This window comes from Nocardioides sp. GCM10023255 (assembly GCF_042653125.1).
Lineage (GTDB): Bacteria > Actinomycetota > Actinomycetes > Propionibacteriales > Nocardioidaceae > Nocardioides.
This window is the reverse complement of sequence record NZ_JBHSHU010000002.1, coordinates 46,638-71,428: the sequence shown is the minus strand read 5'-3', so window position 1 is coordinate 71,428 and position 24,791 is coordinate 46,638. Positions and strand designations below refer to the sequence as shown.

The 24,791-nt window shown below is 71.5% G+C and carries 20 protein-coding genes; 10 read left to right on the top strand and 10 right to left on the bottom strand.

What is annotated here, in order from left to right; all coding sequences use genetic code 11:
- Nucleotides 1–22: 22 nt before the first annotated feature.
- From ACFO9I_RS02680 to ACFO9I_RS02670, 3 genes are all read right to left on the bottom strand, one after another.
- The gene (locus tag ACFO9I_RS02680; RefSeq protein WP_379177527.1) at nucleotides 23–1,339 is read right to left on the bottom strand and encodes a hypothetical protein; all 1,317 of its coding nucleotides are present in this window, start codon (nucleotides 1,337–1,339) and stop codon (nucleotides 23–25) included.
- On the bottom strand, nucleotides 1,327–1,923 hold the full coding sequence (locus ACFO9I_RS02675) for a hypothetical protein (protein WP_379177525.1): 597 nt from the start codon (nucleotides 1,921–1,923) through the stop codon (nucleotides 1,327–1,329). Before ACFO9I_RS02675 ends, ACFO9I_RS02680 begins: the two co-directional genes overlap by 13 nt.
- Before the next feature lie 83 nt (nucleotides 1,924–2,006).
- Complete coding sequence (locus ACFO9I_RS02670; RefSeq protein WP_379177523.1) at nucleotides 2,007–3,413, bottom strand: hypothetical protein; 1,407 nt, start codon at nucleotides 3,411–3,413, stop codon at nucleotides 2,007–2,009.
- A gap of 106 nt (nucleotides 3,414–3,519) precedes the next feature.
- Between ACFO9I_RS02670 and ACFO9I_RS02665 the strand changes: the two genes are divergently transcribed.
- From ACFO9I_RS02665 to ACFO9I_RS02655, 3 genes are all read left to right on the top strand, one after another.
- The gene (locus ACFO9I_RS02665) at nucleotides 3,520–5,493 is read left to right on the top strand and encodes a thioredoxin domain-containing protein (protein ID WP_379177521.1); all 1,974 of its coding nucleotides are present in this window, start codon (nucleotides 3,520–3,522) and stop codon (nucleotides 5,491–5,493) included.
- A 182-nt stretch (nucleotides 5,494–5,675) separates the two neighbouring features.
- A complete protein-coding gene (locus ACFO9I_RS02660) occupies nucleotides 5,676–7,253 on the top strand; it encodes a GMC family oxidoreductase (protein ID WP_379177519.1) in 1,578 nt (525 codons plus the stop codon).
- Nucleotides 7,250–8,749 carry an aldehyde dehydrogenase family protein gene (locus tag ACFO9I_RS02655; protein ID WP_379177517.1) on the top strand — a complete coding sequence of 500 codons (1,500 nt, stop codon included), beginning with the start codon at nucleotides 7,250–7,252 and terminating at the stop codon, nucleotides 8,747–8,749. Before ACFO9I_RS02660 ends, ACFO9I_RS02655 begins: the two co-directional genes overlap by 4 nt.
- A 222-nt stretch (nucleotides 8,750–8,971) precedes the next feature.
- Here ACFO9I_RS02655 and ACFO9I_RS02650 read toward each other — a convergent pair whose 3' ends face one another.
- The 3 genes from ACFO9I_RS02650 to ACFO9I_RS02640 form a co-directional block, all read right to left on the bottom strand.
- Nucleotides 8,972–10,624: a glycerol-3-phosphate dehydrogenase/oxidase gene (locus tag ACFO9I_RS02650; RefSeq protein ID WP_379177922.1), complete on the bottom strand. Its 1,653-nt coding sequence runs from the start codon at nucleotides 10,622–10,624 to the stop codon at nucleotides 8,972–8,974.
- A 62-nt stretch (nucleotides 10,625–10,686) separates the two neighbouring features.
- A complete protein-coding gene (gene glpK, locus ACFO9I_RS02645) occupies nucleotides 10,687–12,204 on the bottom strand; it encodes a glycerol kinase GlpK (protein ID WP_379177515.1) in 1,518 nt (505 codons plus the stop codon).
- 39 nt (nucleotides 12,205–12,243) lie between these two features.
- Complete coding sequence (locus ACFO9I_RS02640) at nucleotides 12,244–13,104, bottom strand: MIP/aquaporin family protein (RefSeq protein WP_379177513.1); 861 nt, start codon at nucleotides 13,102–13,104, stop codon at nucleotides 12,244–12,246.
- Nucleotides 13,105–13,267: 163 nt separating this feature from the next.
- On the opposite strand from ACFO9I_RS02640, the gene ACFO9I_RS02635 reads away from it, so the two are divergent.
- Both ACFO9I_RS02635 and glpK (ACFO9I_RS02630) read left to right on the top strand, forming a co-directional pair.
- Nucleotides 13,268–14,035 carry an IclR family transcriptional regulator gene (locus tag ACFO9I_RS02635; RefSeq protein WP_379177511.1) on the top strand — a complete coding sequence of 256 codons (768 nt, stop codon included), beginning with the start codon at nucleotides 13,268–13,270 and terminating at the stop codon, nucleotides 14,033–14,035.
- Complete coding sequence (gene glpK, locus ACFO9I_RS02630) at nucleotides 14,032–15,552, top strand: glycerol kinase GlpK (protein WP_379177509.1); 1,521 nt, start codon at nucleotides 14,032–14,034, stop codon at nucleotides 15,550–15,552. Before ACFO9I_RS02635 ends, glpK (ACFO9I_RS02630) begins: the two co-directional genes overlap by 4 nt.
- Here the strand turns inward: glpK (ACFO9I_RS02630) and trhA are convergent.
- A complete protein-coding gene (gene trhA, locus ACFO9I_RS02625) occupies nucleotides 15,544–16,263 on the bottom strand; it encodes a PAQR family membrane homeostasis protein TrhA (protein ID WP_379177507.1) in 720 nt (239 codons plus the stop codon). The genes glpK (ACFO9I_RS02630) and trhA overlap by 9 nt on opposite strands.
- Nucleotides 16,264–16,382: 119 nt before the next feature.
- On the opposite strand from trhA, the gene ACFO9I_RS02620 reads away from it, so the two are divergent.
- From ACFO9I_RS02620 to ACFO9I_RS02610, 3 genes are all read left to right on the top strand, one after another.
- On the top strand, nucleotides 16,383–17,159 hold the full coding sequence (locus tag ACFO9I_RS02620; RefSeq protein WP_379177505.1) for an isoprenyl transferase: 777 nt from the start codon (nucleotides 16,383–16,385) through the stop codon (nucleotides 17,157–17,159).
- A gap of 373 nt (nucleotides 17,160–17,532) precedes the next feature.
- Nucleotides 17,533–18,885 carry a PhoH family protein gene (locus ACFO9I_RS02615; RefSeq protein ID WP_379177503.1) on the top strand — a complete coding sequence of 451 codons (1,353 nt, stop codon included), beginning with the start codon at nucleotides 17,533–17,535 and terminating at the stop codon, nucleotides 18,883–18,885.
- Nucleotides 18,886–19,192: 307 nt separating this feature from the next.
- A complete protein-coding gene (locus tag ACFO9I_RS02610; protein WP_379177501.1) occupies nucleotides 19,193–19,849 on the top strand; it encodes a lytic transglycosylase domain-containing protein in 657 nt (218 codons plus the stop codon).
- A 51-nt stretch (nucleotides 19,850–19,900) separates the two neighbouring features.
- Here ACFO9I_RS02610 and ACFO9I_RS02605 read toward each other — a convergent pair whose 3' ends face one another.
- On the bottom strand, nucleotides 19,901–20,593 hold the full coding sequence (locus ACFO9I_RS02605; RefSeq protein WP_379177920.1) for a class I SAM-dependent methyltransferase: 693 nt from the start codon (nucleotides 20,591–20,593) through the stop codon (nucleotides 19,901–19,903).
- A gap of 266 nt (nucleotides 20,594–20,859) precedes the next feature.
- Here ACFO9I_RS02605 and ACFO9I_RS02600 point away from each other — a divergent pair, with 266 nt between their 5' ends.
- The gene (locus ACFO9I_RS02600) at nucleotides 20,860–22,182 is read left to right on the top strand and encodes an Ig-like domain repeat protein (protein ID WP_379177499.1); all 1,323 of its coding nucleotides are present in this window, start codon (nucleotides 20,860–20,862) and stop codon (nucleotides 22,180–22,182) included.
- Nucleotides 22,183–22,191: 9 nt separating this feature from the next.
- Here the strand turns inward: ACFO9I_RS02600 and ACFO9I_RS02595 are convergent, their stop codons facing one another.
- Entirely contained in the window at nucleotides 22,192–23,604 is a 1,413-nt protein-coding gene (locus tag ACFO9I_RS02595; RefSeq protein ID WP_379177497.1) for a class II fumarate hydratase, read from the bottom strand.
- The gene (locus ACFO9I_RS02590) at nucleotides 23,601–24,293 is read right to left on the bottom strand and encodes a hypothetical protein (RefSeq protein ID WP_379177495.1); all 693 of its coding nucleotides are present in this window, start codon (nucleotides 24,291–24,293) and stop codon (nucleotides 23,601–23,603) included. Before ACFO9I_RS02590 ends, ACFO9I_RS02595 begins: the two co-directional genes overlap by 4 nt.
- 119 nt (nucleotides 24,294–24,412) lie before the next feature.
- On the opposite strand from ACFO9I_RS02590, the gene ACFO9I_RS02585 reads away from it, so the two are divergent.
- Nucleotides 24,413–24,673 (top strand): hypothetical protein, encoded by a 261-nt coding sequence (locus tag ACFO9I_RS02585; protein WP_379177493.1) that lies wholly within the window; start codon nucleotides 24,413–24,415, stop codon nucleotides 24,671–24,673.
- The last annotated feature ends 118 nt before the right edge of the window (nucleotides 24,674–24,791 follow it).

Here is a 24,791-nt window from a genome sequence, read left to right as displayed (position 1 = left end):
CAGGCGCGACGGCCTCGAGCCGTTACTGAAGCAATGCGGACAGGTCTACGGGGTCGCGGTACGCGCCGATCCGGGCCAGCGTGAGTAAAACATCTCGGATCGATGCCTTGCCCAGGTTGTGCGCGAGTTGATCTCCCAGTGCCAGCCGCACGAGCCGCTCTTCATCAGCGGTCCCGTACTGAACGGTGACTTCATCCACGTAGTAGCGATCCTCGACCGACTCGACGACGGCATCGACATCGTCGCGCACGTTGCCTGAATCGGCTCCGTCGATGCGGATCACCCGGGCGAGACCGCGGAGTGCGATCTGCTTGAGCACGGTGTCGCGGAGACCACCTTGGATCGCATCCCACGTCGCGCTCGACACGGAGCCACGTTCCTTGAGTGCCTGTCCATAGGTCGCAAACCTGAACGCGGCGGTTCCGTTTTGGTATGTGAGCAAACGGCCGTTCATGAACCAGCCGTCGCTGCGATCCTCGCCGTCGTCCACGTTCAGGCCGAGATAGCCGCGCTGCGGTGTCCAGAGGAGCCAACCCTGTCCGCAGATCCGAGAGAGCTCGATGTCCCGAAGCTCGTCTGCCAGATCTTCTAGGTGCTTCAACGTCGTGCGGCTCGCGATGTACAGCCAGAACGATGGGTCGTCAGTGACTGCTGGGTCCTGGAGGAGCCATGGCAGGAGGTCGCGCGCCTCCTGACTCGTGAAGGGAACGGTCGATTCGTCAACCTGCGGGACGACCGCCCCGTGAGCGGCGGATACGACGGATGCAACCTCACTCACGCTCGACAGTGCGTCTTCACTCAGAACGTCGGCGAGCTCGTTGAGCGCCTCCGGGGTCGCTTCAAGTACGGGCCTCGCCTTGTCCTCATCGAGCAATCCCTGGCCGGAATGGAGAATCTTGGCCGCGACGGCGTTGGTCAACGGCGACGCTGGATACTCGCGACGCTCGGTGAACAGGTCAACGGTGGCAGCGTTCGTTACCAGGACAGATTTCGCGTCGTTTGGTGAGATGGATGGCCGCTCAGTCGTGCCTGTGGATCCACTCGAGGGGCCGACTGACAGGAAGATGGGGGCGAGCGGGGCGAGTCGCTCGACATCGTGGCCCGCATCGAGCTCCTGGTAGGAGCGGCGAACGTACAGGGGGCGGTCGCCCTTACGCCCGGGCCAAGTGAGTACAAGGTCCGGTGCCGCGCTGTGGTTGAAATGCCCAGTGTCCTCGATCAGGACCCCAGGGTTCATCTCCTCCACGGAAGCGATCACAGCGGCCTTAACCTTGCGGACGTACTCCAGCAGGTCGGTCTCGCCCTCGGCGGACGACATTGCTTCTGTCAGTGTTGCCACAGCCCAGGCCCCTGTCGATTCAGTACGGTCATGACTTGCCGAAGTTCTTGAGCGGTGAGGGTGACGTCCATCTGCTTCTCATCGAAGACAAGGAGCCAGATGCCCGACGCGACTCGACGCGCCAACTTCTCGTCGACATCATGCCCCTCGCCTAGGACATCTTGATTCGCCGGATCGTGAACGGCTTCGAGGAGGTAGTCCTCGGTGCGCAGCGACGCCCACGTATCGGTGGCGAACGGGTTGCTCGTTACCCAGAGGAAGTCTTCGTTCCAGTCGCCGACGAGCTCGATCTGCTTCGCATGGGCGCTGTAGGCGATCGCTAGGAAGCGGCGGAACTCCTTGAGCTGACCGCCCTTGGTCTTGTAACGCTTGCACTCGACCGAGAGCCCGCGACGTTGGCTCTTGTCGCCCAGATGATGTCCGCGGAGGTCGAACTTCTTCTTCCCCGACAGCAGCGGAACCGTGCAGCGGGTGCCGTCTTCGTAGGCGTTCGCGGGAAACTCCATCCAGGTCGTCGCCTCGAGCCATGCTTTGACCATGCCGACGCCTTCGCGTCCGCGCTCCTGCACCTCCTCATCCGGCATGGCGACGAACCTACGGCTTAGCTCCTGCCCCTGCGGGGATTTGCGCTCGTGAGCACATTGAGCCGTCCGACTAGTCGTGGGGTCTAGCGCTCTGCGAGCTTGTTGACCGAGCCGCGCAGGGCGTCCTCGCCAGCGCGGACGTAGTGGTTGAGCACCGTCGTGAGCTTGTCGCCGAGGTACTGTGCGACGACTTCCCAGGGTTCTCCGAGCTCCTCGTGGAACCACTTCGTCGCGGCGTGGTGGCGGAGGTTGCGGTAGACGATCGTCTTCGGCCAGGCGTTGTCAGGGTCGTTCTCTTCGACCCACTCGCGGACGCGGTGCCAGCGGTTGTTGTGCATCTCGGGCTTCACGGGCAGGCCACTGACGGTGTCGACGAAGAGCCAGAGCTCGTCCTCGGGCGGGACGGGGTAGTTCCACCAGCCGAGGTTGCGGTTCCTAGACCGTGCCGCCAGCGAGGCGCGGCGCTGGCGCTCGGCCTCTTGGGCGTTGATCACCTGCTGGAGTGACGCTTTCGCGGGGAGGCCGAGCAACTCCTTGACGCGGGGGAGCAGCTCGTCGTGCATGAGCGACCTCGGCAGCGGGACCTCGTGAAGCATGTGGTTCTTCACCGGGCCGCGGAAGCCGGGCGCCTTGCGCGGCGTGATCCAGGAGCCGTTGACGTGGACGTAGCCGTGCTCGAAGAACACGTCGATCGCACGCAGTGCGTTCTGCTCGCCGAGGCGCAGGCCGCCGAAGCCGGCGACGCGGATCTTGGTGCCGAGCAGCGGAAGCCGAGTCATCAGCGGATCAGTGCCGTCGGGACCGCACAGCTGATCGGCACCTGCCGCCATCGCGCGGACCTGGCGCGTCTCGGGTCGAAGCCGAGGATCGACGTACTGCGCGGTTGCTCCGTGGAGGACGTTGGCCCGCCCGATCGACAATCCGTCGAGCGGATCGATCGACCTGTCCAGCCAGCCCAGCCTCCACGCCAGCTTCCGCATGGCCGCGAGCTGCCCGCGGAGGTCCTCGCGACCGCGCTGGGAGAAGAGCGTCTTCGAGCCCTTCTCCATGACGAGGCGGCTGTGATCGATCCGCCACTTCGTCACCGGCACATCGCCGATCGTCGGGAGGATGTGGGCGTTGAGGCGGGACTCGCGCTGCTCCATCGTCCGCGGCTGCTTGCCCCGCTCGATGCTGTCCTTGAGGTACTCCTCGCCGAGCATCCGAATGGTCCGCGACGCCCGGACATCGGCACCGACGGGCATTGCCTGCTCGGTGTCGAGCGCGGCCTCGGCCTGGGCGAAGATCTTGCGCGCTTCCTCTTCAGAGGCGGCTCGGCGGAGTACCCGCTTCCACGGCTCGCCCTCGCCGGCCGGCGCCTTGAAGTACACCTGGTACTTGTTGCTGCCCGGCGCGGGCGCGTAGAGCCGCACCCGCCACGGCCGCGTGCTGCCGCCGAGGGTGCGCGGCTTCCCCTGCGCGAGCAGCTTCGGCTGAGAACGGGTCGCCACGAGACCTCCTACGCTGGAGAAGCCATCGTACGCCTTTTCGTGCATCACTCTCGTGCATCACTCCAACGGAAGTGATGCACGTGCCACTCGTCAGGAGTCATAGGAAATGGCCAACCGCCTTGCCCACGCGACGAGCCCCTACTTGCTCCAGCATGCGGAGAATCCGGTGGATTGGTGGGAGTGGGGACCGGAGGCGTTCGAGGAAGCAAGGCGCCGTGATGCACCAATCCTGCTCAGCGTCGGGTACGCCGCCTGTCACTGGTGCCACGTGATGGCGCACGAGTCGTTCGAGGACGACGTCGTCGCGGGCTACCTGAACCAGCACTTCGTCAGCATCAAGGTCGACCGCGAGGAGCGGCCGGACGTGGACGCGGTCTACATGCAGGCCACCACGGCGATGACCGGCCAGGGCGGCTGGCCGATGACCTGCGTGCTCGACCACGACGGCAACCCGTTCTTCGCCGGCACCTACTTCCCGGACCAGCCCCGGCACGGGCAGCCGTCGTTCGGGCAGCTGCTGCAGGCGCTGGTGGACGCCTGGCAGAACCGTGGCGACGACGTGCGCCGCGTCGCGGACAACCTGCGCGAGCACCTGCAGCGGCAGGCCGCGCTGGCTCCCGGCTCGATCGACGGCGGCACCCTCGACGCCGCGGTGCAGACCCTTGCGAAGGAGTTCGACGGGCGCAACGGCGGCTTCGGCGGGGCGCCCAAGTTCCCGCCGTCGATGGTGCTCGAGCTGCTGCTGCGCCACGTCGCACGGACCGACGACGACGCCGCGCACGCGATGCTCGACGCGACCTGCGAGGCGATGGCGCGCGGCGGGATCTACGACCAGCTCGGCGGTGGCTTCGCGCGTTACTCGGTCGACGCCGGGTGGGTGGTGCCGCACTTCGAGAAGATGCTCTACGACAACGCCCAGCTGCTCGGCGTCTACGCACGCTGGGGCGGGCCGCTGGGTGATCGGGTCGCCCGCGAGACGGCCGACTTCCTGCTCCGTGAGCTGCGCACGGCCGAGGGTGGGTTCGCCTCCGCGCTGGACGCGGACAGCGAGGGGGTCGAGGGCAGGTTCTACGCCTGGACCCCCGAGCAGCTGGTCGAGGTGCTCGGGCCCGACGACGGGGCGTGGGCCGCCCAGGTCTTCGAGGTGACGCCGGAGGGGACCTTCGAGCACGGCGCCTCCACGCTGCAGCTGCCCCGGGACCCGGAGGGACCGGGCGCGCAGCGACTGGCCGACGTCCGGGCCGTGCTGCTGGCCGCGCGCGAGACCCGGGTCCGGCCCGAGCGCGACGACAAGGTGGTCGCCGCCTGGAACGGCCAGGCCGTCTCGGCCCTCTGCGCGGCCGGGCTGCTGCTCGGCGAGCCGGCGTACGTCGACGCGGCGGTCGCCGCCGGTGAGCTGCTGGCGACGACGCACATGGTGGAGGGCCGCCTGCGGCGGGTCTCCCGGGACGGCGCCGTCGGGCGGCACGCGGCGGTGCTGGAGGACCTCGGCTGCGTGGCGTCCGGCTACCTCGCGCTGCTGCAGGCCACCGGGGACGCGGTCTGGCTGGAGCGCGCACGGGTCCTCCTCGACGACGCCCTCGAGCGGTTCCGGGCCGAGGACGGCGGCTTCTTCGACACCGCGGCGGACGCGGAGGCACTGGTCGCCCGGCCGCGTGACCCCTCCGACAACGCCAGCCCCTCCGGGCTCTCGGCGACCGTGCACGCGCTCGCGAAGTACGCCGCGCTGACCGGCTCGGGGCGGCACCGGCAGGCCGCCGAGGAGGCGCTCGCGACGGTCGCGACCCTCGCCGAGAAGGCGCCGCGGTTCGCCGGCTGGTCGCTGGCCGCCGCCGAGGCGATGCTCGACGGGCCGCTGGAGATCGCGGTCGTCGGGCCGGCCGGCCCGGACCGCGACGCGCTCGAGCAGCGGGCCCGCCGCATCCCCGGCGCGGTGGTGGTGGTCTCCGACGGGCCGCGCGACGACGTCCCGCTGCTCGCCGGCCGGACCGCGGTCGACGGCCGGGCGGCGGCGTACGTCTGCCGGGGCCAGGTCTGCGAGCGCCCCGTCACCGACCCCGTGCTGCTGCCCGGCGGGTGATCCCGGCGATCGTCGGCCCCGGCCTGCCGGGCCGGACTTCTCAGCCGGTTCCTGATGTTCTCGGGCGTTGCACCGGCTGAGAACGTCAGGAATCACCGGTGCACCGGTGATTCCGCCAAGCCATTTCGTGGCGCCCTACCGGGGGGTAGGTTCGGCATCACCCTCTGAGTGAAGGACGTCACATGCCTGCGGAGAGCTACGACTACGTGATCGTCGGTGCCGGGAGCGCTGGGGCGGTGCTCGCGGCCCGGCTGAGCGAGGACGCCGCGGTGAGCGTCCTGCTCCTCGAGGCCGGCGGCGAGGCCGATGCCGACGAGGTGATGATCCCGGCGGCGTTCCCCACGATGTTCAAGACCCGCTGGGACTGGAACTACACGACCACCGAGCAGAAGCAGCTGCACAACCGGCGCGCCTACTGGCCGCGGATGAAGGCGCTCGGTGGGTGCTCGTCGATGAACGCGATGATCTACATCCGCGGCAACCGGGCCGACTACGACTCCTGGCGCGACCAGTACGGCGCGGCCGGCTGGGGCTACGAGGACGTGCTGCCGTACTTCAAGCGGGCCGAGGACAACGCCCGGCTGGGCGGCCCGTTCCACGGCCAGGGCGGGCCGCTGCACGTCGAGGACCGTCGCTACACCCACGACCTGAGCCACGCCTTCGTGGACAGCGCGGTGAGCGCGGGGCTGAAGCCGACCGACGACTTCAACGGTGCCGAGCAGGAGGGTGCCGGCCTCTACCAGGTGACCTGCAAGGGCGGCCGGCGCTGGTCGACCAACGAGGCCTACCTCAAGCCGGCCCGCGGCCGGTCCAACCTCACCGTCGCCACCGGCGCCCTCGCGTGCCGGGTCGAGCTCGAGGGGGAGCGGGCCACCGGGCTGACGTTCCGCCAGGGCGGCACCGAGCACACCGTGCGGGCAAACCGGGAGGTGCTGCTGTGCGGCGGGGCGATCAACAGCCCGCAGCTGCTGATGCTCTCGGGCATCGGCCCCGGCAACCACCTCGCGGAGGTCGGCATCGAGAGCAAGGTGGACCTCGGCGGTGTCGGGGCCAACCTCCAGGACCACCCGGTGGTCCCGCTGCTCTGGTACACCCGCGGCATCAGCGACCTGGCCCAGCTCAACAACGTGCGCAACTTCGTGCGGTGGAAGGCCCGCGGCTCCGGGCCGCTGGCCTCGAACGTCGGCGAGGCCGGCGCCTTCTTCGCCAGCCGCGACGGGCTGCCCGCCCCCGACATCCAGATCCACTCGGCGCCGTCGGGGTTCTACGACAACGGCTTCAACGAGCCGACCAGCCGGATGTTCACGGCCGCGCCCACGCTGGTGTCCGTGGCCAGCCGCGGCTCGATCCGGCTCCGGTCCGCCGACCCGTCGTGGCACCCGGCGATCGACGCGGCGTACCTCGAGGACCAGACCGACCTCGACGCGCTGCTCGCCGGCGCGCGGCGTACCTGGGAGATCTGCACGCAGGGCGCCGTCAGCCGCTTCCTGGACCGGCCGTGGAACCTGCCGGACAACCCCTCCGACGAGGACCTCGTCGAGCACATCCGGACCTGGACGCAGACGCTCTACCACCCGGTGTCCACCTGCGCGATGGGCTCGGGGGAGGCCGTCGTCGACGCCGACCTCCGGGTCCGCGGTGTCGAGGGGCTGCGCGTGGTCGACGCCTCGGTGATGCCGGCGGTCCCGCGCGGCAATACCAACGCCCCCACGATCATGGTCGCCGAGAAGGTGGCCGACGAGATGAGGAGGTCGCGATGACGCAGATCGAGGACCGGACCGCCACGTTCGACTCGCTGAACCCTGCGACCGGCGACGTCGTCGGCACCCACCCCGTGCACACCGAGGAGGAGGTCCGGGCCGCCGTCGGGCGCGCCCGCGAGGCCGCCGCGTGGTGGTCGGCGCTCTCCTTCGACGAGCGGGACCGGCACCTCTCGGCGTGGAAGGGCGTGATGACTCGACGGGTCGCGCAGCTCGCGGACCTGATGCACCAGGAGACCGGCAAGCCGCACGGCGACGCCCTGCTCGAGGCCGCGCTCGCGATCGACCACCTGGCCTGGGCGGCCGGCCACGCCGAGAAGGTCCTCAAGCGGCGGCGGGTCTCGCCGGGCCTGGTGATGTCCAACCAGGCGGCGACGGTGGAGTACCTCCCGCTGGGCGTCATCGGCGTGATCGGGCCGTGGAACTACCCGGTGTTCACCCCGATGGGCTCGATCGGGTACGCCCTCGCGGCCGGCAACGCCGTGGTCTTCAAGCCCAGCGAGTACACCCCCGGCGTCGGGGAGTGGCTGGCCCGCACCTTCCTGCAGGCCGTCGGCCGGCCGGTCCTGCAGGTCGTGACCGGGTACGGCGAGACCGGTGCGGCGCTGTGCCGCGCGGGCGTCGACAAGGTGGCGTTCACCGGCTCGACCGCGACCGGCAAGCTCGTCATGGCGGCCTGCGCTGAGACGCTGACCCCGGTGGTGATCGAGGCCGGTGGCAAGGACGCCGTGATCGTCGACGAGGACGCCGACGTCGACGCCGCCGCGGACGCCGCCCTGTGGGGCGCGTGCAGCAACGCCGGGCAGACCTGCACCGGCGTCGAGCGGGTCTACGTCCACGAGAAGGTCTACGACGACTTCCTCGCCGCCCTGACCGAGAAGGCCCGGGGCCTGCGCGCGGACGACGGCCCGGACGCGCAGATCGGGCCGATCACGATGCCCAAGCAGCTCGACGTCATCCGCCGCCACATCCAGGACGCGCTCGACCGCGGTGGCCGGGCGGTGGTCGGCGGGGCCGGTGCGGTGGGGGAGCGGTTCGTGCAGCCGACGATCCTCGTCGACGTGCCGGAGGACTCGCTGGCGGTGCAGGAGGAGACGTTCGGTCCGACGGTGACCGTGGCGAAGGTGCGCGACATGGAGGAGGCGATCGCCCGGACCAACGCGACCCGCTACGGCCTCGGGTCGACCGTCTTCGGCAAGGAGCGCGCGATGGAGATCGCCGCCCGGATCCGCTCGGGGATGACCGCCATCAACGGCGTCATCACGTTCGCGGCGATCCCCAGCCTGCCGTTCGGCGGCGTGGGCGACTCGGGCTTCGGCCGGATCCACGGGCCGGACGGGCTCCGGGAGTTCACCTACCCGAAGGCGATCGCCCGCCAGCGCTTCAAGCCACTGCTGACGCTCACCTCGTTCACCCGCACGGAGAAGGCGGAGTCGCAGCTGGCCCAGATGATCACGATGCTGCACGGGCGCGGGACCACGATCCCGAAGCGCTAGGGCACGACTCTCAAGCCGGGGCGCCTGCTGCGCGGGCTCTCGCACCCGATCTGGCGGCGTTGTCGGCGACTCGTCGGGACTCCGTCCCGCCTTCGCGCCTCCGCCTTGCCAGGTACGGCGCGAAACCCGCTCGCGACGGCGCCGACTTGAGAGACGCGCCCTGGCAGCCGCACGGCGAGCCCGCCCCGAGCCGGGCTCGCCGCGTGAGCCGCGGTCGGCCCGTCAGCCGGCCGCGGCGGTCCGCACGTCCGGGGCGCCGAGCCGCGCGGCGTCCGCGGTGCGGTCGTCCGGCTGCTGCTGGGAGTCCAGCTCGGCCGCGACCCGGGCGCGGTAGTGCTCGACCTCGCCCTTGACCCGGGCGTCGTCCCACCCGAGCACCGGGGCCACCAGCGCCGCGACCTCCTCGGCGGCCGCGACCCCGCGGTCCGGGGTGTCGATGGAGATGCGGGTGCGCCGGGTCAGGATGTCGTCGAGGTGCAGGGCCCCCTCGGCGAGCGCGGCGTAGTAGGCCTCCACCCGCAGGTAGAGCGGCGCGTCGTGCAGCGGCTCGGCGAGGTCCGACCGCTCCTCGAGGAGCGCGAGAAGCTCTCCGACGAGCGAGCCGTAGCGGCCCAGCAGGTGCTCGACCCGTGCCGGGTGCAGCCCCGACTCCGCAGCCAGCTGCTCGCGCTGGTTCCACAGCGCGGCGTACCCCTCCGCGCCGACCAGCGGGATGGTCTCGGTGCACGAGGCCGGCACCTTGCGCGTGAAGGAGTGCGACACCGCGTCGACGGCGTCCTTGGCCATCACGCGGTACGTCGTGTACTTGCCGCCGGCGACCATCACCAGGCCGGCCACCGGGCTGACCACCGCATGCTCGCGCGAGAGCTGGCTGGTGTCCTCGGACTCGCCCGAGAGCAGCGGTCGCAGCCCGGCGTACACCCCCACCACGTCCTCGTGGGTGAGCGGCGTCTTCAGCAGCCGGTTGGCGTGCTCGAGCAGGTAGTCGACGTCCGACCGGCTCGCCGCCGGGTGGGCCAGGTCGAGCTCCCAGTCGGTGTCGGTCGTGCCGATCAGCCAGCTCTCGCCCCACGGGATGATGAACAGCACGCTCTTCTCGGTCCGGGCGATGATCCCGGACTGCGCGTGGATCCGGTCGCGGGGCACCACGATGTGCACGCCTTTGGAGGCGCGCACGTTGATCTGCCCGCGACCACCGACCATCTCCTGGATCTCGTCGGTCCACACCCCGGCGGCGTTGATGGTCTGCCGCGCCCGGATCTCGAGCCGCTCCCCGGTCTCGAGGTCCAGCACCCGGGCACCGCTGACCCGGTCCCCCTCGCGCAGGAAGCCGGTCACCCGGGTGCTGGTGGCGCACAGCGCGCCGTAGTGGGCGGCGGTCCGGGCCAGCATCATCGTGTGCCGCGCGTCGTCCACCTGGCCGTCGTAGTACTTGATCGCCCCCACCAGGGCGTCCTTGCGCAGCGACGGGAACTCGCGCAGCGCCTGACGCCGGGTCAGGTGCCGGTGCGTGGGCACGCCGTGGCGCCCGCCCATGGTGTCGTAGAGCAGCACGCCGCTGCCGACGTAGAACCGCTCCCAGACCCGGTGCTGGAGCGGGTAGATGAACGGCACCGGGCGGGCGAGGTGGGGGCAGAGCCGGTTCAGGATCAGCGAGCGCTCGCGCAGCGCCTCGCGGACCAGTCCGAAGTCGAGCTGCTCGAGGTAGCGCAGGCCGCCGTGGATCAGCTTGCTCGAGCGGCTCGAGGTGCCGGAGGCGTAGTCGCGTGCCTCGACCAGCCCGACCCGCAGGCCGCGGGTGGCGGCGTCCAGCGCCGCGCCGGCGCCCACGACGCCCCCGCCGATCACCAGCACGTCCAGCGGCTCGCGCGCCATCTCGCGCAGCGCGGCCGCGCGACTCTCCGGGTCCAGTGGCGTGGCCCTCGACGTCGACGCGATCACTTCACGTCCACCCAGTCCAGGGTGCGGGTCACGGCCTTGCGCCAGCCGGCGTACCCCTCCTCGCGCTGCTCCTCCGACCACTGCGGCTCCCAGCGCTTGCTCTCGTTCCAGTTCTGGCGCAGCTCCTCGGGGTCCTTCCAGAAGCCGACCGCGAGCCCGGCGGCGTACGCCGCGCCGAGCGCCGTCGTCTCGGCGACCACCGGCCGGCTGACCGGCACGCCGAGCACGTCGGCCTGGATCTGCATGCAGAGGTCGTTGGCGGTCACGCCGCCGTCGACCTTGAGCACCTCCAGCTTCACCCCGGAGTCCTTCTCCATGGCGTCGGCGACGTCGCGGCTCTGGTAGCAGATCGACTCGAGCGTGGCCCGGGCGAGGTGGGCGTTGGTGTTGAACCGCGACAGGCCCACGATCGCGCCGCGCGCGTCGGAGCGCCAGTACGGCGCGAACAGGCCGGAGAACGCGGGCACGAAGTAGACCCCGCCGTTGTCGGGCACCTCGCGCGCCAGCGTCTCGCTCTGGGACGCGCCGCTGATGATGCCCAGCTGGTCACGCAGCCACTGCACCGCGGACCCGGTCACCGCGATCGAGCCCTCGAGCGCATAGACCGGGGGCTGGTCGCCGAACTGGTAGCACACGGTGCTGAGCAGGCCGTTCTCCGAGCGCACCAGCTCCTTGCCGGTGTTGAGCAGCAGGAAGTTGCCGGTGCCGTAGGTGTTCTTGGCCTCGCCGGGGGCCAGGCAGACCTGGCCGACCATCGCGGCCTGCTGGTCGCCGAGCGCGGCCGGCAGCGGGACCTCCGCGCCCAGCGGACCGTCCTCCAGCGTGTGGCCGTAGAGCGACGGGTCGGACGAGGGCCGGATCTCGGGGAGCATCTGGCGGGGGATGCCGAACATCTCCAGCAGCTCGTCGTCCCAGTCCAGGGTCTCGAGGTCCATCAGCATGGTCCGGCTGGCGTTGGTCACGTCGGTGACGTGGACCCCGCCGCGCGTGCCGCCGGTGAGGTTCCACAGCAGCCAGGAGTCGGTGTTGCCGAAGATCGCGTCGCCCGACTCGGCCGCCTCGCGCACGCCGTCGACGTTGTCCAAGATCCACTGGATCTTGCCGCCCGAGAAGTACGTCGCCGGCGGCAGCCCGGCCTTGCGGCGGATCACGTCACCCCGGCCGTCGCCGTCGAGCGCCTTGGCGATGCTGTCGGTGCGGGTGTCCTGCCAGACGATCGCGTTGTAGTAGGGGCGACCGGTCTTCTTGTTCCACACCACGGTGGTCTCGCGCTGGTTGGTGATCCCGAGCGCCGCGAGGTCCGACCCGTTCATGCCCGCGCGGGCCAGGGTGGTCTTGATGACCGAGCTGGTGCGCTCCCAGATCTCGAAGGGGCTGTGCTCGACCCAGCCCGCCTTCGGCATGATCTGCTCGTGCTCGAGCTGGTGGCGGGCGATCTCGTTGCCGCCGTGGTCGAAGATCATGAAGCGCGTGCTGGTGGTGCCCTGGTCGATCGCTCCGACGTACTCGGTCATGGTGTGCTCCTCGCGGTGGTGGGGTTTCGGTGACGGGGGTCAGGCGCGGGTGGACGCGGCCGGGGTGCGGTGGTGGACGCGCGGCTCGCCGGTCGGGACCTCGCCGACCTCGTCGTCCTCGTCGTCGTCGGGCATGAAGCGGCCGATGGCCAGCCGGTAGGCGCCGGCGCCGAGCAGGCCGCCGATGAGCGGGCCCACGATCGGGACCCAGAAGTAGAGCGAGCCTCGCTGGTCCTCGAAGGCCGTGCCGTAGCCGGTGATGAACGACGCGAGCCGGGGGCCGAAGTCACGCGCGGGGTTGATCGCGTAGCCCGCGTTGGTGCCCCAGGCCATCCCGATCGCGACCACGATCAGGCCCACGATGAACGGCGCCATCCAGGCGACCGGGGCGTCGTTGCGCGAGTCGGTGACCGCGAGGATCAGGAAGAGCAGGATCGCGGTGCCGATCACCTGGTCGAACAGCGCCGTGCTGGTGCTGACGTCCAGGGCGCCGTTGCCCGGCAGCGTGGAGAAGATGCCCTGCGTGGCGATGGTGTGGCCGGGGTCGACCGTGGCGATCGCGTCGGCGTAGACCCAGCGCACGAGCAGCGCCGCGACGAACGCTCCGGCGGTCTGCGCCAGGGCGAAGGGCAGCACCTTGCGCCACGAGAAGCCGGCGAACGCCGCCAGCGCCACCGTGACGGCGGGGTTGAGGTGGGCGCCGCTGATGCGGGCCGCCGTGTAGACGCCGAAGGTGACGCCCAGTCCCCAGGCCCAGGCGATGGAGTCGTGGTCGCCGAGCGCCCCGTCCCCGGTGACGACCTGCGCCACCACTCCCACTCCGAACAGGATCAGGATCATGGTGCCGGCGAACTCTGCCACGAGCTCACCCACCAACGTCCGCTTTCCGAGATGTGCCACGACTGCTCCTCGTGTCGACGTGCTTGGGATGTGGCGTGGGACGTTAGGCAGGAGTGACGGCCACCACAACGGCCTGCGTTCGGCATCGTCGAACGCGGCGTCGTTCGCCATCGCCGAACCGGCGAACCGTGCTCCGCCTTGCCGGTGTGGCTAGGGTCACACCATGCCCGCCCGCGTCCAGTCCGTCGAGCGTGCGGCGGCCATCCTGCAGGCCCTCTCGGCCGAGAACCGGCCGACCAGCCTGGCGCACCTGGCGGACACGCTGGGCCTGGCCAAGGCCACCGTGCACGGCCTGGTCCAGACGCTGCGCGACGTGGGCTTCGTCGACCAGGACCCCGACTCCGGCCTGTACGCCGTCGGCGCGGGCCTGCTCCAGCTGGGGGCGACGACGCTCGACCACAACGAGCTGCGGGCCCGGGCGCTGAACTGGACCGACGCGCTCGCCGCGCGCACCGGCCAGGCGGCCCTGCTCGGCACCCTGGACGGCGACCGGGTCGCCGTCGTGCACCACGTATTCCGTCCCGACGGCAGCCGCCAGACCTCGCTGACCGGCACGGTCCAGCCGCTGCACGTCGACGCCCTGGGGAAGGTGCTGCTCGCGCACGACCCCCGGGCACTGCGCCGCCTGGCCGGCCGGGAGCTGGAGAGCCACACCTACCGGACCATCACCGACCCGGCCAGCCTGCGCCGCGAGCTCGCGGACGTCCGCGACCACGGCTGGGCGGCCGCGGTGGAGGAGGCCGAGCCGGAGGCCGTCGGGCTGGCCGCCCCGGTCCGGGACCGCGCCGGCTTCGTGGTGGCCGCGGTCGGTGTGGTCGGCCGGGTCGACGGGCTGTGCGACGGCCGGCAGCGGCCGCGCCAGGCGCTGGTGACCCAGGTCGTCTCGGCCGGCCGGTCGATCTCGCGCGAGCTCGGGCACGGCCGGCCGTGACGACGCAGTACGTCGCCGCCGTCGACCAGGGCACCACCTCGACCCGCTGCCTGCTGTTCGACCGCGAGGGCCGCATGGTGTCGGTGGCCCAGCGCCAGCACCGCCAGTCCTACCCGCGGCCCGGCTGGGTGGAGCACGACGCCGAGGAGATCTGGAACATCACCCGCGAGCTGGTGCCGCAGGCGCTCCGCGACGCCGGGGTGGGTCCCGAGCAGGTGGTCGGGCTGGGGGTCACCAACCAGCGCGAGACCACTGTCGTGTGGGACCGCGCGACCGGCCGCCCGGTGGCACCGGCCATCGTCTGGCAGGACACCAGGACCGCCGGCGGGCTCCCGGAGCTGGTCGGGCACCTCGACGCCGAGGAGCTGACCCGCCGGACCGGGCTGCCGCTGTCGGCGTACCCCTCCGGCCCGAAGCTGCGCTGGATCCTCGACAGCGACCCGGCGATCCGCGAGCGCGCCGAGCGCGGCGAGCTGCTCTTCGGGACCATGGACACCTGGCTGGTGTGGAACCTCTCGGGCGGGCTGCACGTCACCGACGCCACCAACGCCAGCCGCACCCTGATGATGGACCTCGAGTCGCTGACCTGGGACCCCGAGCTGCTCGAGGCGATGCGGGTGCCGGCCTCGATGCTGCCGGAGATCAGGCCCTCGATCGGGGTCCTCGGCGTGACCCGGGACCCGGTGCCGGGCATCCCGATCAGTGCTGTGATCGGCGACCAGCAGGCCTCGCTGTTCGGCCAGACCGCCTTCGAGCGGGGCCAGGCCAAGTGCACGTTCGGCACCGGCAGCTTCCTCCTGATGAACACCGGCACCGAGGTCGTGCGGTCCCGCTCCGGGCTGATCACGACGGTCGCGCACACGGTGGAGGGAGAGCCGACGACGTACGCCCTCGAGGGGGCGGTGGCCCAGGCGGGCGCCCTCGTCGAGTGGTGCCGCACCAGCCTCGACCTGATCCGCACCGCCGCGGAGATCGAGACCCTCGCGGCGAGCGTGGAGGACAACGGCGGCTGCTACGTCGTGCCGGCGTTCTCGGGGCTGTACGCGCCGTACTGGGAGAGCGAGGCGCAGGGGATCGTGGTCGGGCTGACCTCCTACGTCACCAAGGGGCACATCGCCCGGGCGGTGCTGGAGGCGACCGCGTGGCAGGCCCGGGACGTGGTCGACGCGATGATCGAGGACGCGCAGGTGCCGATGACGTGGCTGGCCGTCGACGGCGGGATGACCGCCGACAACCTGCTCATGCAGACCGTCGCCGACGTGCTCGACGTGCCGGTGATCCGGCCGATGATGGCCGAGAGCGTGGCGCTGGGTGCGGCGTACGCCGCAGGGCTCGCCGTGGGCTACTGGCCCGACCGGCAGGTGCTGCGCTCGCACTGGCACCGGGCCGCGGAGTGGCGGTCGCGGATCACGGCGGAGCGCCGGGACGCCGAGCTCGCCGCGTGGCACCACGCCGTGTCGCTCTCCATCGCCTGGGGGCGGGGGCCGGCGCCGGGCGGGCGGCCCGGGTCAGCGTAGGGCGTAGGTCGCCAGCGAGACGCCGACGTAGTGGGAGACGAACGCGAGGATCGTGAAGGTGTGGAACACCTCGTGGAAGCCGAACCAGCGCGGCCACGGGTTGGGGCGCTTGAAGCCGTAGACCACGCCACCCATCGTGTAGAGCGCGCCGCCGACGCAGATCATCGTGAAGGTGGCGATGCCCACCCCGACGCCCAGCTTCGTCGCACCGTCGAGGAAGGAGGGGATGAAGAAGATCGCGGCCCAGCCCATGGCGATGTAGAGCGGGACGTAGAGCCAGCGCGGCGCGTCGGTCCAGAAGACCCGGAACAGCACGCCGAGGATCGCGCCCACCCACACCGTGGCGAGCAGCCAGATGCGCTGCGAGCCCTCGAGGAGCAGCAGGCTGAACGGCGTGTAGGACCCGGCGATCAGCAGGAAGATGTTGGCGTGGTCGAAGCGGCGCAGGAACGCCCAGACCCGGGGTGACCAGGTGCCGGTGTGGTAGATCGCGGAGACGGTGAACAGGATCAGCGCGGTGCCGATGAAGGCGACCGACCCGATCCGCGTCGTGGTGGTGGGGGACAGCGCGATCAGCACGATCCCCGCGGCCAGGATCAGCGGCGCGATGCCGAGGTGCAGCCAGCCGCGGAGCCTGGGCTTCACCTCGGCGATCGTGTCGCCGAGGTGGTCCAGACCGTGGCGGATCGCCTCGTTCATCGGGTGACTCATGCTTCGACGGTACCGGGTGGCCCCGCGACACGCCCGGAGTCCTCCCCCATCTGAGCCATGGTCTGCCTCACCCCGCGTCGGGACCTCTGGGGGAGGGCGCTGTCGGTAGCATCGAGGTCGTGGCGGACTGGAAGCGTGGCATCAGGCGGGTGCTCTACCCGGCGTACGAGGCGCGGATGCTCCGCCGGATGCCGAGCGACAAGCTGCCCAAGCACGTCGGCGTCATGCTCGACGGCAACCGCCGCTGGGCCAAGGCCGTCGGCGCCGACACCGCCCATGGCCACCGCGCCGGCGCCGCGAACATCGAGCCGCTGCTCGGCTGGTGCGAGGAGGCCGGGATCGAGCACGTCACCCTGTGGCTGCTCTCCACCGACAACCTCAACCGTCCTCCCGAGGAGCTGCAGCCGCTGCTGCAGATCATCGAGGAGGCCGTGGCGTCGCTCGCCGACCAGCGGCGCTGGCGCCTGCACCCCGTGGGGGCGCTCGACCTGCTGCCCGCCTCCACCGCGCAGCGGCTCAAGGCGGCCGAGGAGGCCACCCGCGACGTCGACGGGATCCTGGTCAACGTCGCGGTCGGGTACGGCGGTCGCCGCGAGATCGCCGACGCGGTGCGCTCGCTGCTGCAGGACGCCACGGCGAAGGGGATGACGCTCGAGGAGCTGGCCGAGGTCATCGACGTCGACCACATCGCCGAGCACCTCTACACCAAGGGCCAGCCCGACCCCGACCTGGTGATCCGCACCTCGGGCGAGCAGCGCCTCGGCGGCTTCCTGCTCTGGCAGAGCACGCACAGCGAGTTCTACTTCTGCGAGGCGTACTGGCCCGACTTCCGGCGCGTGGACTTCCTGCGTGCGATCCGGGCCTACGCTCAGCGCGAGCGGCGGTACGGCGCGTAGCGTCGCAGGACTCCCCGGCCGGCCGGGTACTCCTGTAGTTGTCGACCGTTGCAACGGCCGACAAGCACAGGAGTCGGCCGACAACCCCACCGGTCCCCGTCATCGGATCGCAACATCGAGTTCACCCGCGCGTTCGGGCGTGTCGTCGCGCAGGTGCCACCACCCGGCGTACCTTCCGAAGTAACGGGGAGTGGGGAAGCTCTCCGTATCGGGAGGCCCGCTCGTGAACGCTCACGACTGCACCGCACGGCAGGTGGATCCCTGCCGTGCGATCGGAGGCCGGCACTCCGGTCTTCGGGCTCCATCCCGGTCCACCTGCATGAACTAGGGCCGGGGCGAGGAGTGCGCGCGTCGGCCCGTGAGGGGTGACACCGTGCCGTCGCAGGCCAAGAAGACCCAGAACACCCAGCGCGCCACCTCCAGCGCACCGTCCGTCCGCACCTATGTCCTCGACACCAGCGTCCTCCTGGCAGACCCCGGGGCCCTGCGCAGGTTCGCCGAGCACGAGGTCGTCCTCCCGGTGGTGGTCATCACCGAGCTGGAGGGCAAGCGGCACCACCCCGAGCTGGGGTTCTTCGCCCGCACCGCCCTGCGCATGCTCGACGAGCTGCGGATCGTGCACGGCCGGCTCGACGAGCCGGTGCCGGTGGGCGAGGAGGGCGGGACCATCCGGGTCGAGCTCAACCACACCGATCCCGCGTCGCTGCCGTCCGGCTTCCGCCTCGGCGACAACGACACCCGGATCCTCGCGGTCGCGCGCAACCTCGCCAACGAGGGGCACGCCGTCACCCTGGTCTCCAAGGACCTGCCGCTGCGGATCAAGGCGTCCGCGGTGGGCCTCGACGCCGAGGAGTACCGCGCCGAGGCAGTCTCCGACTCCGACACCGGCTACTCCGGGATGGCGGAGCTCGAGGTGGCTGCCGCCGACCTCGACGAGCTGTACGACGACGGCGTGCTGGACCTCGCCGAGGCCCGCGACCTGCCCTGCCACCAGGGGCTGGTGCTGCTCTCCGAGCGGGGTACGGCGCTGGGCCGGGTCGGTCCGGACAAGCAGGTGCACCTGGTGCGCGGCGACCGCGAGGCGTTCGGCATCCACGGCCGGTCCGCGGAGCAGCGGGTGGCCCTGGAGCTGCTGCTCGACCCCGAGGTCGGCATCGTGTCGCTGGGTGGGCGCGCCGGCACCGGCAAGTCGGCGATGGCGCTGTGCGCGGGCCTCGAGGCGGTGATGGAGCGTCGCCAGCACAAGAAGGTGGTGGTGTTCCGGCCGCTCTTCGCGGTCGGCGGCCAGGAGCTGGGCTACCTGCCGGGCTCGGAGCAGGAGAAGATGTCGCCCTGGGGCCAGGCGGTCTTCGACACCCTGGGCGCGATCACCTCGCCCGACGTCATCGACGAGGTGCTCGACCGGGGGATGCTCGAGGTGCTGCCGCTGACCCACATCCGTGGTCGCTCGCTGCACGACGCGTTCGTGATCGTCGACGAGGCGCAGTCCCTGGAGCGCAACGTGCTGCTCACGGTGCTCTCCCGGATCGGGGCGAACTCCAAGGTGGTGCTCACCCACGACGTCGCCCAGCGCGACAACCTGCGGGTCGGTCGCCACGACGGCGTGGTGGCCGTCATCGAGAAGCTCAAGGGGCACCCGCTGTTCGCCCACGTCACCCTCACCCGGTCCGAGCGCTCGCCGATCGCGGCGCTGGTGACCGAGATGCTGGAGCACGTCACGCTCTGACCCAGGCAGCTGCGGTGACGGGCCAGCCCGAACGGGCTGGCCCGTCAGCGCCGGCCCCACGTCGTACGAGCTGCAGGCGTGGGGCCGGTGTGCTTGATGTGGTCAGTGTGATTCATGTGACACATGGCGAGAGATCCCCGCCACTTTTCCCCCAGAAGTCCCCCCCAAATGGGCCATTCGGTTTGCCCTCACCTGCTCACTCGTGCAGGGTGGCTCGAGATCTTTTCGTGACCAACCGCCGAGCCCCATCGCGCCAGAACCGGTCACGGAGGGTCACCCCCGAGTCGTCTACCCCGTGAGTTCCCCTGTGCCGAAGCGTGAGAAGTACGTCCCGAAGCACCGTCAGGCTCCAGCGTCCTCGATCGTCACCCAGGCCCCGAAGAAGGTCCTGCGCAACACCGTCGTCATCTCCTCGGTCGCCGTCGCCGCCACCGGCGTGGCCGTCTCGGGCGGCATGCTCTCCAGCCCCACGAGCGTCAGCAACGCCTCCGAGGACCTCGGCCGCAACGTCGCCGCGCCGCTGACCCCGGCGCAGCTCGAGGAGCGGCGCGCCGAGGTCACCTCGCGCTCCGCGGACCGGCGCGCCGCCGCCGACCCGGCCAAGAAGGCAGCGCTCGCCGCCGACGACGGCCCGGCGATGACCCGCCACGAGAGCATCGCCGACGACGACCCCCGCGACATCGCCCGGGCGCTGCTGCCGGAGTTCGGGTTCTCCGCCGACCAGTTCGGCTGCCTCGACTCGCTCTACACGCGCGAGTCGGGCTGGCGCGTCAACGCCGACAACCCGAGCTCGTCGGCCTACGGCATCCCGCAGGCGCTGCCCGGCGAGAAGATGGCCAGCGCCGGCGCCGACTGGGCGACCAACCCGGCCACCCAGATCCGGTGGGGCCTGGGCTACATCCAGGACCGCTACGGCAGCCCCTGCGGCGCCTGGGGCCACAGCCAGTCCTTCGGCTGGTACTGAGCCGGTTCTCCACCTCGACCCGCCACGGACCCCGTGGCGGGTCGAGTCGTCTCAGGACGCCAGGAAGACCGTGACGTGCCCGGCGTACTCACGCGGGCCGTCGAAGTGCGGCAGCCGCCACTCGCCGCCCATGGTGTCGAGGTAGGCCTGCGCGGCGCCGTGGTCGGGGAAGACGGCCCGGGTGCGCAGCTCCTCGCGGCTGACGTGGTCGAAGTGGCGCCGCAGCGCCTCCTCGCCGTTCTCGCTGCTGAACTGGGTCACCAGCGCCTCGCCGCCGGCGTCGCGACGCAGCCCGGCGGTGTGCTCGTCGCCGGTGGTGACGGCGAGGAACCGGCCGCCCGGACGCAGCACCCGGCGGACCTCCGCGAGACCGCGGTCGAGGTCGGGCACGTGGTAGAGCATCCACAGCGCCGCCACCAGGTCGAACGACGCGTCGGCGAACGGCAGGTCCTGCACGTCGGCGACCCGGGCGTCCACGCCGCGGGCCGCGGTCAGCTCGACGAGCCGCTCGGACTGGTCGGTGGCGACCACCGTGGCCTCGGGGTCCTGCCCCACCAGCCGCTCCGCGAAGGCGCCGGTCCCGCAGCCCACCTCGAGGACGGCGCGGGCGCCGGTGGCGCGGACGACCGCCGCGGCCACCTCGACCGGGTCGCGACCGTCGGCGGTCGGGTGCCAGACCGACCGGCGGGTCTCGAGGTTCCGCTCCGACGCGTACTGCGCGCGGACCGCCTCAACGTCGTTCATCGTGCTCACAGCTGTGTCCTGCCTTTCCGAGAAGTGGGCAGAGCCTAGCCACGACCACATCCCCGGTACGTCGCGCACACGCCGGCCCGTCCGGGCCATGCGGCCCCACCCGAACGGGTCACCCGGCGCCGGCCGAGCGTCTCGACCTCCGCACGGGTGGGTCATCGGGGGTGCATTCGGGTCACGGGCGGCGCGGCCGGTGCCTAGCGTCACCAGCAGGCGCTCGGGGTCGTCACGGTCCAGTCGAGCTCTTGTGGGGGAGAAACATGTCCACGTCCGACCTGCGCGGTTCCACGCGCGCTGCCGCCCTCCTGGCGGCCCTTCTGCTGAGCGTGCCGGTGGCTCTCACCGGCCAGTCGGCGCACGCCGGTCCGCCAGTGCGGCCCGGCAAGGTCACCCAGCTGGCGGTGCAGGTGACCAAGCCCGCGGCCGCCTACCGGCTGGCCACGACCTGGGCGGCGAGCAGCAACACCACGTCGTACCGGGTGACAGCGACCGACCCGGCCGGCCTGGTGCTCGACAAGGACACGGTCACCTCGCCGTCCTGGCTGGCCAGCGTGAAGTCGAGCGCCGGCACCAGCGTGCTGGTGACGGTCACGCCGTACCACGACAACCGCCGGGGGCGCGCGGCCAGGCTGAGCACGAAGCTGCCCGACCTCACCGCCCCGACCGGCTCGTTCAGCCTGAGCCGCTCCGGGTCGACCGCCACCGTCACCCAGACCGCCCTCACCGACGACGTCTCCGCGCCCGCCGACGTCACCCGGGTGCTCGACTGGGGCGACGGGACCGCCGGGCAGCCCTGGACGTCGGGGACCACCGCCGACCACGTGTACGCCGGCGAGGGGCTGTGGCGCCCGAGCGTGACGCTCACCGACGCGGCAGGCAACGCGGCGGTCGTCGCCCTCGGCGCGGTCGTCGTGGGTGACGAGACCGCGCCCACCGGGAGCTTCTCGACCGCGCCCGGCACCGCCTGGGCCACGCTCGACCGGGTCGCGCTCAGCCAGCTGGGCATCCACGACGACTTCAGCGCCGACGCCGACATCGTGCGCACGGTCTCCTGGGGAGACGGCGCGGTCACGCCGTGGGCGTCGGGCACGCCGGCCGAGCACGTGTACGCCGCGGCCGGCGTCTTCACCCCGAGCATCGAGCTGGTCGACGAGGCCGGCAACCACGCGTCGGTCCAGGCGACCCCCGTCACGGTCAGCCGGGACTCCGTCGGGCCGGTCGTGAAGCTGCGGGTGCCGCGGACGCACCGCACGTCGGTGGGCAGCTGGCGGTTCGTCGAGGGGCGTGCCACCGACGCCGGCACCGGGGTAGCGAGCGTCCGGGTCAAGGCGATCCAGAAGCGTGGCACGAAGTGGTACGCCTACCGGCCGGCCACCCGGACCTGGGTCCGGGCCGGCACGTCGCGGCGCGCCGCGTGGCACACCGCACGGCCCTGCCTGGTGACCCCCACCTCCGCCGGTGCGTGGAAGGTCCGGCTCGCGCACCTCGCCAAGGGCAGCCTCGTGGTGAAGGTGGGCGCCCGCGACCGGGTGCACAACGCGTCCGCGCCCCTCCGCCACTCCCAGCGGCTGACCCGTCGCTGACCGACCCGCTCAGGGGTGCGTCATGCGCTCCAGGTCGAGGGCTTCGTCGAGCTGCTCCTCGGTGATCTCACCGCGCTCGACGAAGCCCATCGCGACCACCGTCTCGCGGATGGTGGCGCCGTCGGCCAGGGCCTGCTTGGCGATCTTCGCTGCGTTCTCGTAGCCGACGTACTTGTTGAGGGGTGTCACCACCGACGGCGACGAGGCGGCGTACTGCCGCATCCGGTCGGCGTCGGCGGTGATGCCGTCCACGCAGCGCTCGGCGAGCAGCACGGTCGAGGTGGAGAGCAGCCGGATCGACTCCAGCAGGTTGCGCGCCATCACCGGCATCGCGACGTTGAGCTCGAAGCTGCCGCTGGCACCGGCCACCGTGACGGCGGTGTCGTTGCCGATCACCTGCGCGCAGACCATCAGGGTCGCCTCGGGCAGCACCGGGTTGACCTTGCCGGGCATGATGCTCGAGCCCGGCTGCAGGTCGGGCAGGTGGATCTCGGCCAGCCCGGTCGTGGGGCCCGAGGACATCCAGCGCAGGTCGTTGCAGATCTTGGTGAGGCCGACCGCGATCGTCCTCAGCACGCCGCTCAGCTCGACCAGCGAGTCGCGGGTGCCCTGCGCCTCGAAGTGGTCGCGGGCCTCGGTGAACTCCTGGCCGGTCCGCTCGGCCAGCACCTCGATCACCCGGGCCGAGAACCCGGCGGGCGTGTTGATGCCGGTCCCGACCGCGGTGCCGCCGAGGGGCAGCTCGCGCACGCGGGGGAGGACGGAGTTCAGCCGTTCACCGGCGTACCGCACGGTGGCGGCGTAGCCGCCGAGCTCCTGCCCGAGCATCACCGGGGTGGCGTCCATCAGGTGGGTGCGGCCGGACTTCACCAGGCCGGCGAACTCCTCGGCCTTCGCGGAGAGGCTGCGCTCGAGGGTGGCGAGCGCGGGGAGAAGGTCCTCCACGACGGCGAGCGTGGCGGCGACGTGTATCGACGTCGGGAACGTGTCGTTGCTGGACTGGCTGGCGTTGACGTGGTCGTTGGGGTGCACGTCGACACCGGCGCGGGCCGCGAGGCTGGCCAGCACCTCGTTCATGTTCATGTTGGAGCTGGTCCCCGAGCCGGTCTGGAAGACGTCGAGCGGGAAGTGCCCGTCGGCCTCGCCCGCAAGCACCTGCGCGGCCGCCTTCTCGATCGCCTCCACGCGTGCGGCGTCGAGCACGTCGAGCTCGCCGTTGACCCGGGCCGCGGCGGCCTTGACCAGCGCCAGGGCCTGGATGTGCCGGGGCTCGAGGGTCACGCCGCTGATCGGGAAGTTCTCGACCGCGCGCTGGGTCTGGGCGCGCCACAGGGCGTCCGCGGGGACGCGCACCTCGCCCATGGAGTCGTGCTCGGTGCGGAACCCGCTCTCGTCGTGGCTGTCGGCGTCAGGAGTGCTCACGCTCCTGAACGTACCCGCCCGAAGTAGAGCCAGTACTGCTCGTCGCGGTCCTGCAGGAGCACGTCGTAGGGCCGGCCCTCGGCCTCGCCGAACACCTCGCGGAGAGCCCCCTCGAGCTCGGGCGCCGGGTCGGCCGACCAGACGACCAAAACGCCGCCGGGGCGCAGCGCGGCGCGCGCGTTGGCGAGGAAGGGCGCGCGGTAGAGCGCGGCGTTCTCCTCGTGGACGAGGTAGCCCGGGCCGTTGTCGACGTCCAGCAGGACGAGGTCGTACGACGCCGGGCGGGCCTCGGCCAGGGCGACGGCCACGTCGGCGACGACGACGGTGACGCGCTCGTCGGCCAGCAGGCCGGGACCGTGGGGGATCGTGCCGCCGCGCATCCAGTCGACCAGGGCCTGCTCGATCTCGACCACCGCGCACTTCTCGACGCGGGAGTCGGCCAGCACCTCGTGCATGGTGTAGCCGAGGCCGAGCCCGCCCACCACGACGGCCGCGGGGCTGTCGACGAGGGCGAGCGCCGCGGACGCGAGCGCCCGCTCGGTGCTGGTCTCGAGCGTGTCCATCACGAAGACGCCGTTGGCGCGCAGCTCCAGCACGCTCGGGGCGCCGTCGCTGCGCCGCTCGCGCAGCACGAGCTCGCCGCGCTCGGACTCGGCACGCGCGATCTCGACGTACTGCGTGGACTCCATGGAACCATCCTGTCGGCCGGTGGGAGGCGCCCGCGAATCGGTGACCCCGGACGGCCGGGGAGTCGGATCCGCGGCCGCGGGGTACGACGTGGTGACCGACCCCGAGACGAGGAGTACCCATGACGCAGCCCGGCAAGCCCGACGAGCCCGGCGAGCCCGGCAAGCCCGACGAGCACGGCGAGGAGCGGGACGAGCAGGGCGGACAGGGTGGGCAGGTGTCCGAGGTGTCCGGCATGGACCCTGCCGATGCCGACACCCCGATCGCGGACGACCAGGCGACCGCCGGCTACCCCGAGAGCGAGAGCGGGAGCGCGCAGGAGGGGGAGGCCGGCCCGAACGCCGTGCCCGCCGACAACCGGCGCGCGGCCGAGGGCGACTGACCCTCGGCTTCGACCTCCTCGAGCGGGACGTCATACGAGCTGGTTGTCCGAACGACCAGCTCGTACGACGTTCCGCGGGAGGTCATCCAGTCTGGCTGCTAGCGCGGCCACTCCGCAT

Coding starts and splice junctions, on each gene's coding strand:
- ACFO9I_RS02675 (WP_379177525.1), bottom strand. CDS start 1,923: ATGCCGGATGAGGAGGTGCAGGAGCGCGGACGCGAAGGCGTCGGCATG.
- ACFO9I_RS02665 (WP_379177521.1), top strand. CDS start 3,520: ATGGCCAACCGCCTTGCCCACGCGACGAGCCCCTACTTGCTCCAGCAT.
- ACFO9I_RS02660 (WP_379177519.1), top strand. CDS start 5,676: ATGCCTGCGGAGAGCTACGACTACGTGATCGTCGGTGCCGGGAGCGCT.
- ACFO9I_RS02655 (WP_379177517.1), top strand. CDS start 7,250: ATGACGCAGATCGAGGACCGGACCGCCACGTTCGACTCGCTGAACCCT.
- ACFO9I_RS02650 (WP_379177922.1), bottom strand. CDS start 10,624: ATGGCGCGCGAGCCGCTGGACGTGCTGGTGATCGGCGGGGGCGTCGTG.
- glpK (WP_379177515.1), bottom strand. CDS start 12,204: ATGACCGAGTACGTCGGAGCGATCGACCAGGGCACCACCAGCACGCGC.
- ACFO9I_RS02635 (WP_379177511.1), top strand. CDS start 13,268: ATGCCCGCCCGCGTCCAGTCCGTCGAGCGTGCGGCGGCCATCCTGCAG.
- trhA (WP_379177507.1), bottom strand. CDS start 16,263: ATGAGTCACCCGATGAACGAGGCGATCCGCCACGGTCTGGACCACCTC.
- ACFO9I_RS02605 (WP_379177920.1), bottom strand. CDS start 20,593: ATGAACGACGTTGAGGCGGTCCGCGCGCAGTACGCGTCGGAGCGGAAC.
- ACFO9I_RS02600 (WP_379177499.1), top strand. CDS start 20,860: ATGTCCACGTCCGACCTGCGCGGTTCCACGCGCGCTGCCGCCCTCCTG.
- ACFO9I_RS02590 (WP_379177495.1), bottom strand. CDS start 24,293: ATGGAGTCCACGCAGTACGTCGAGATCGCGCGTGCCGAGTCCGAGCGC.
- ACFO9I_RS02585 (WP_379177493.1), top strand. CDS start 24,413: ATGACGCAGCCCGGCAAGCCCGACGAGCCCGGCGAGCCCGGCAAGCCC.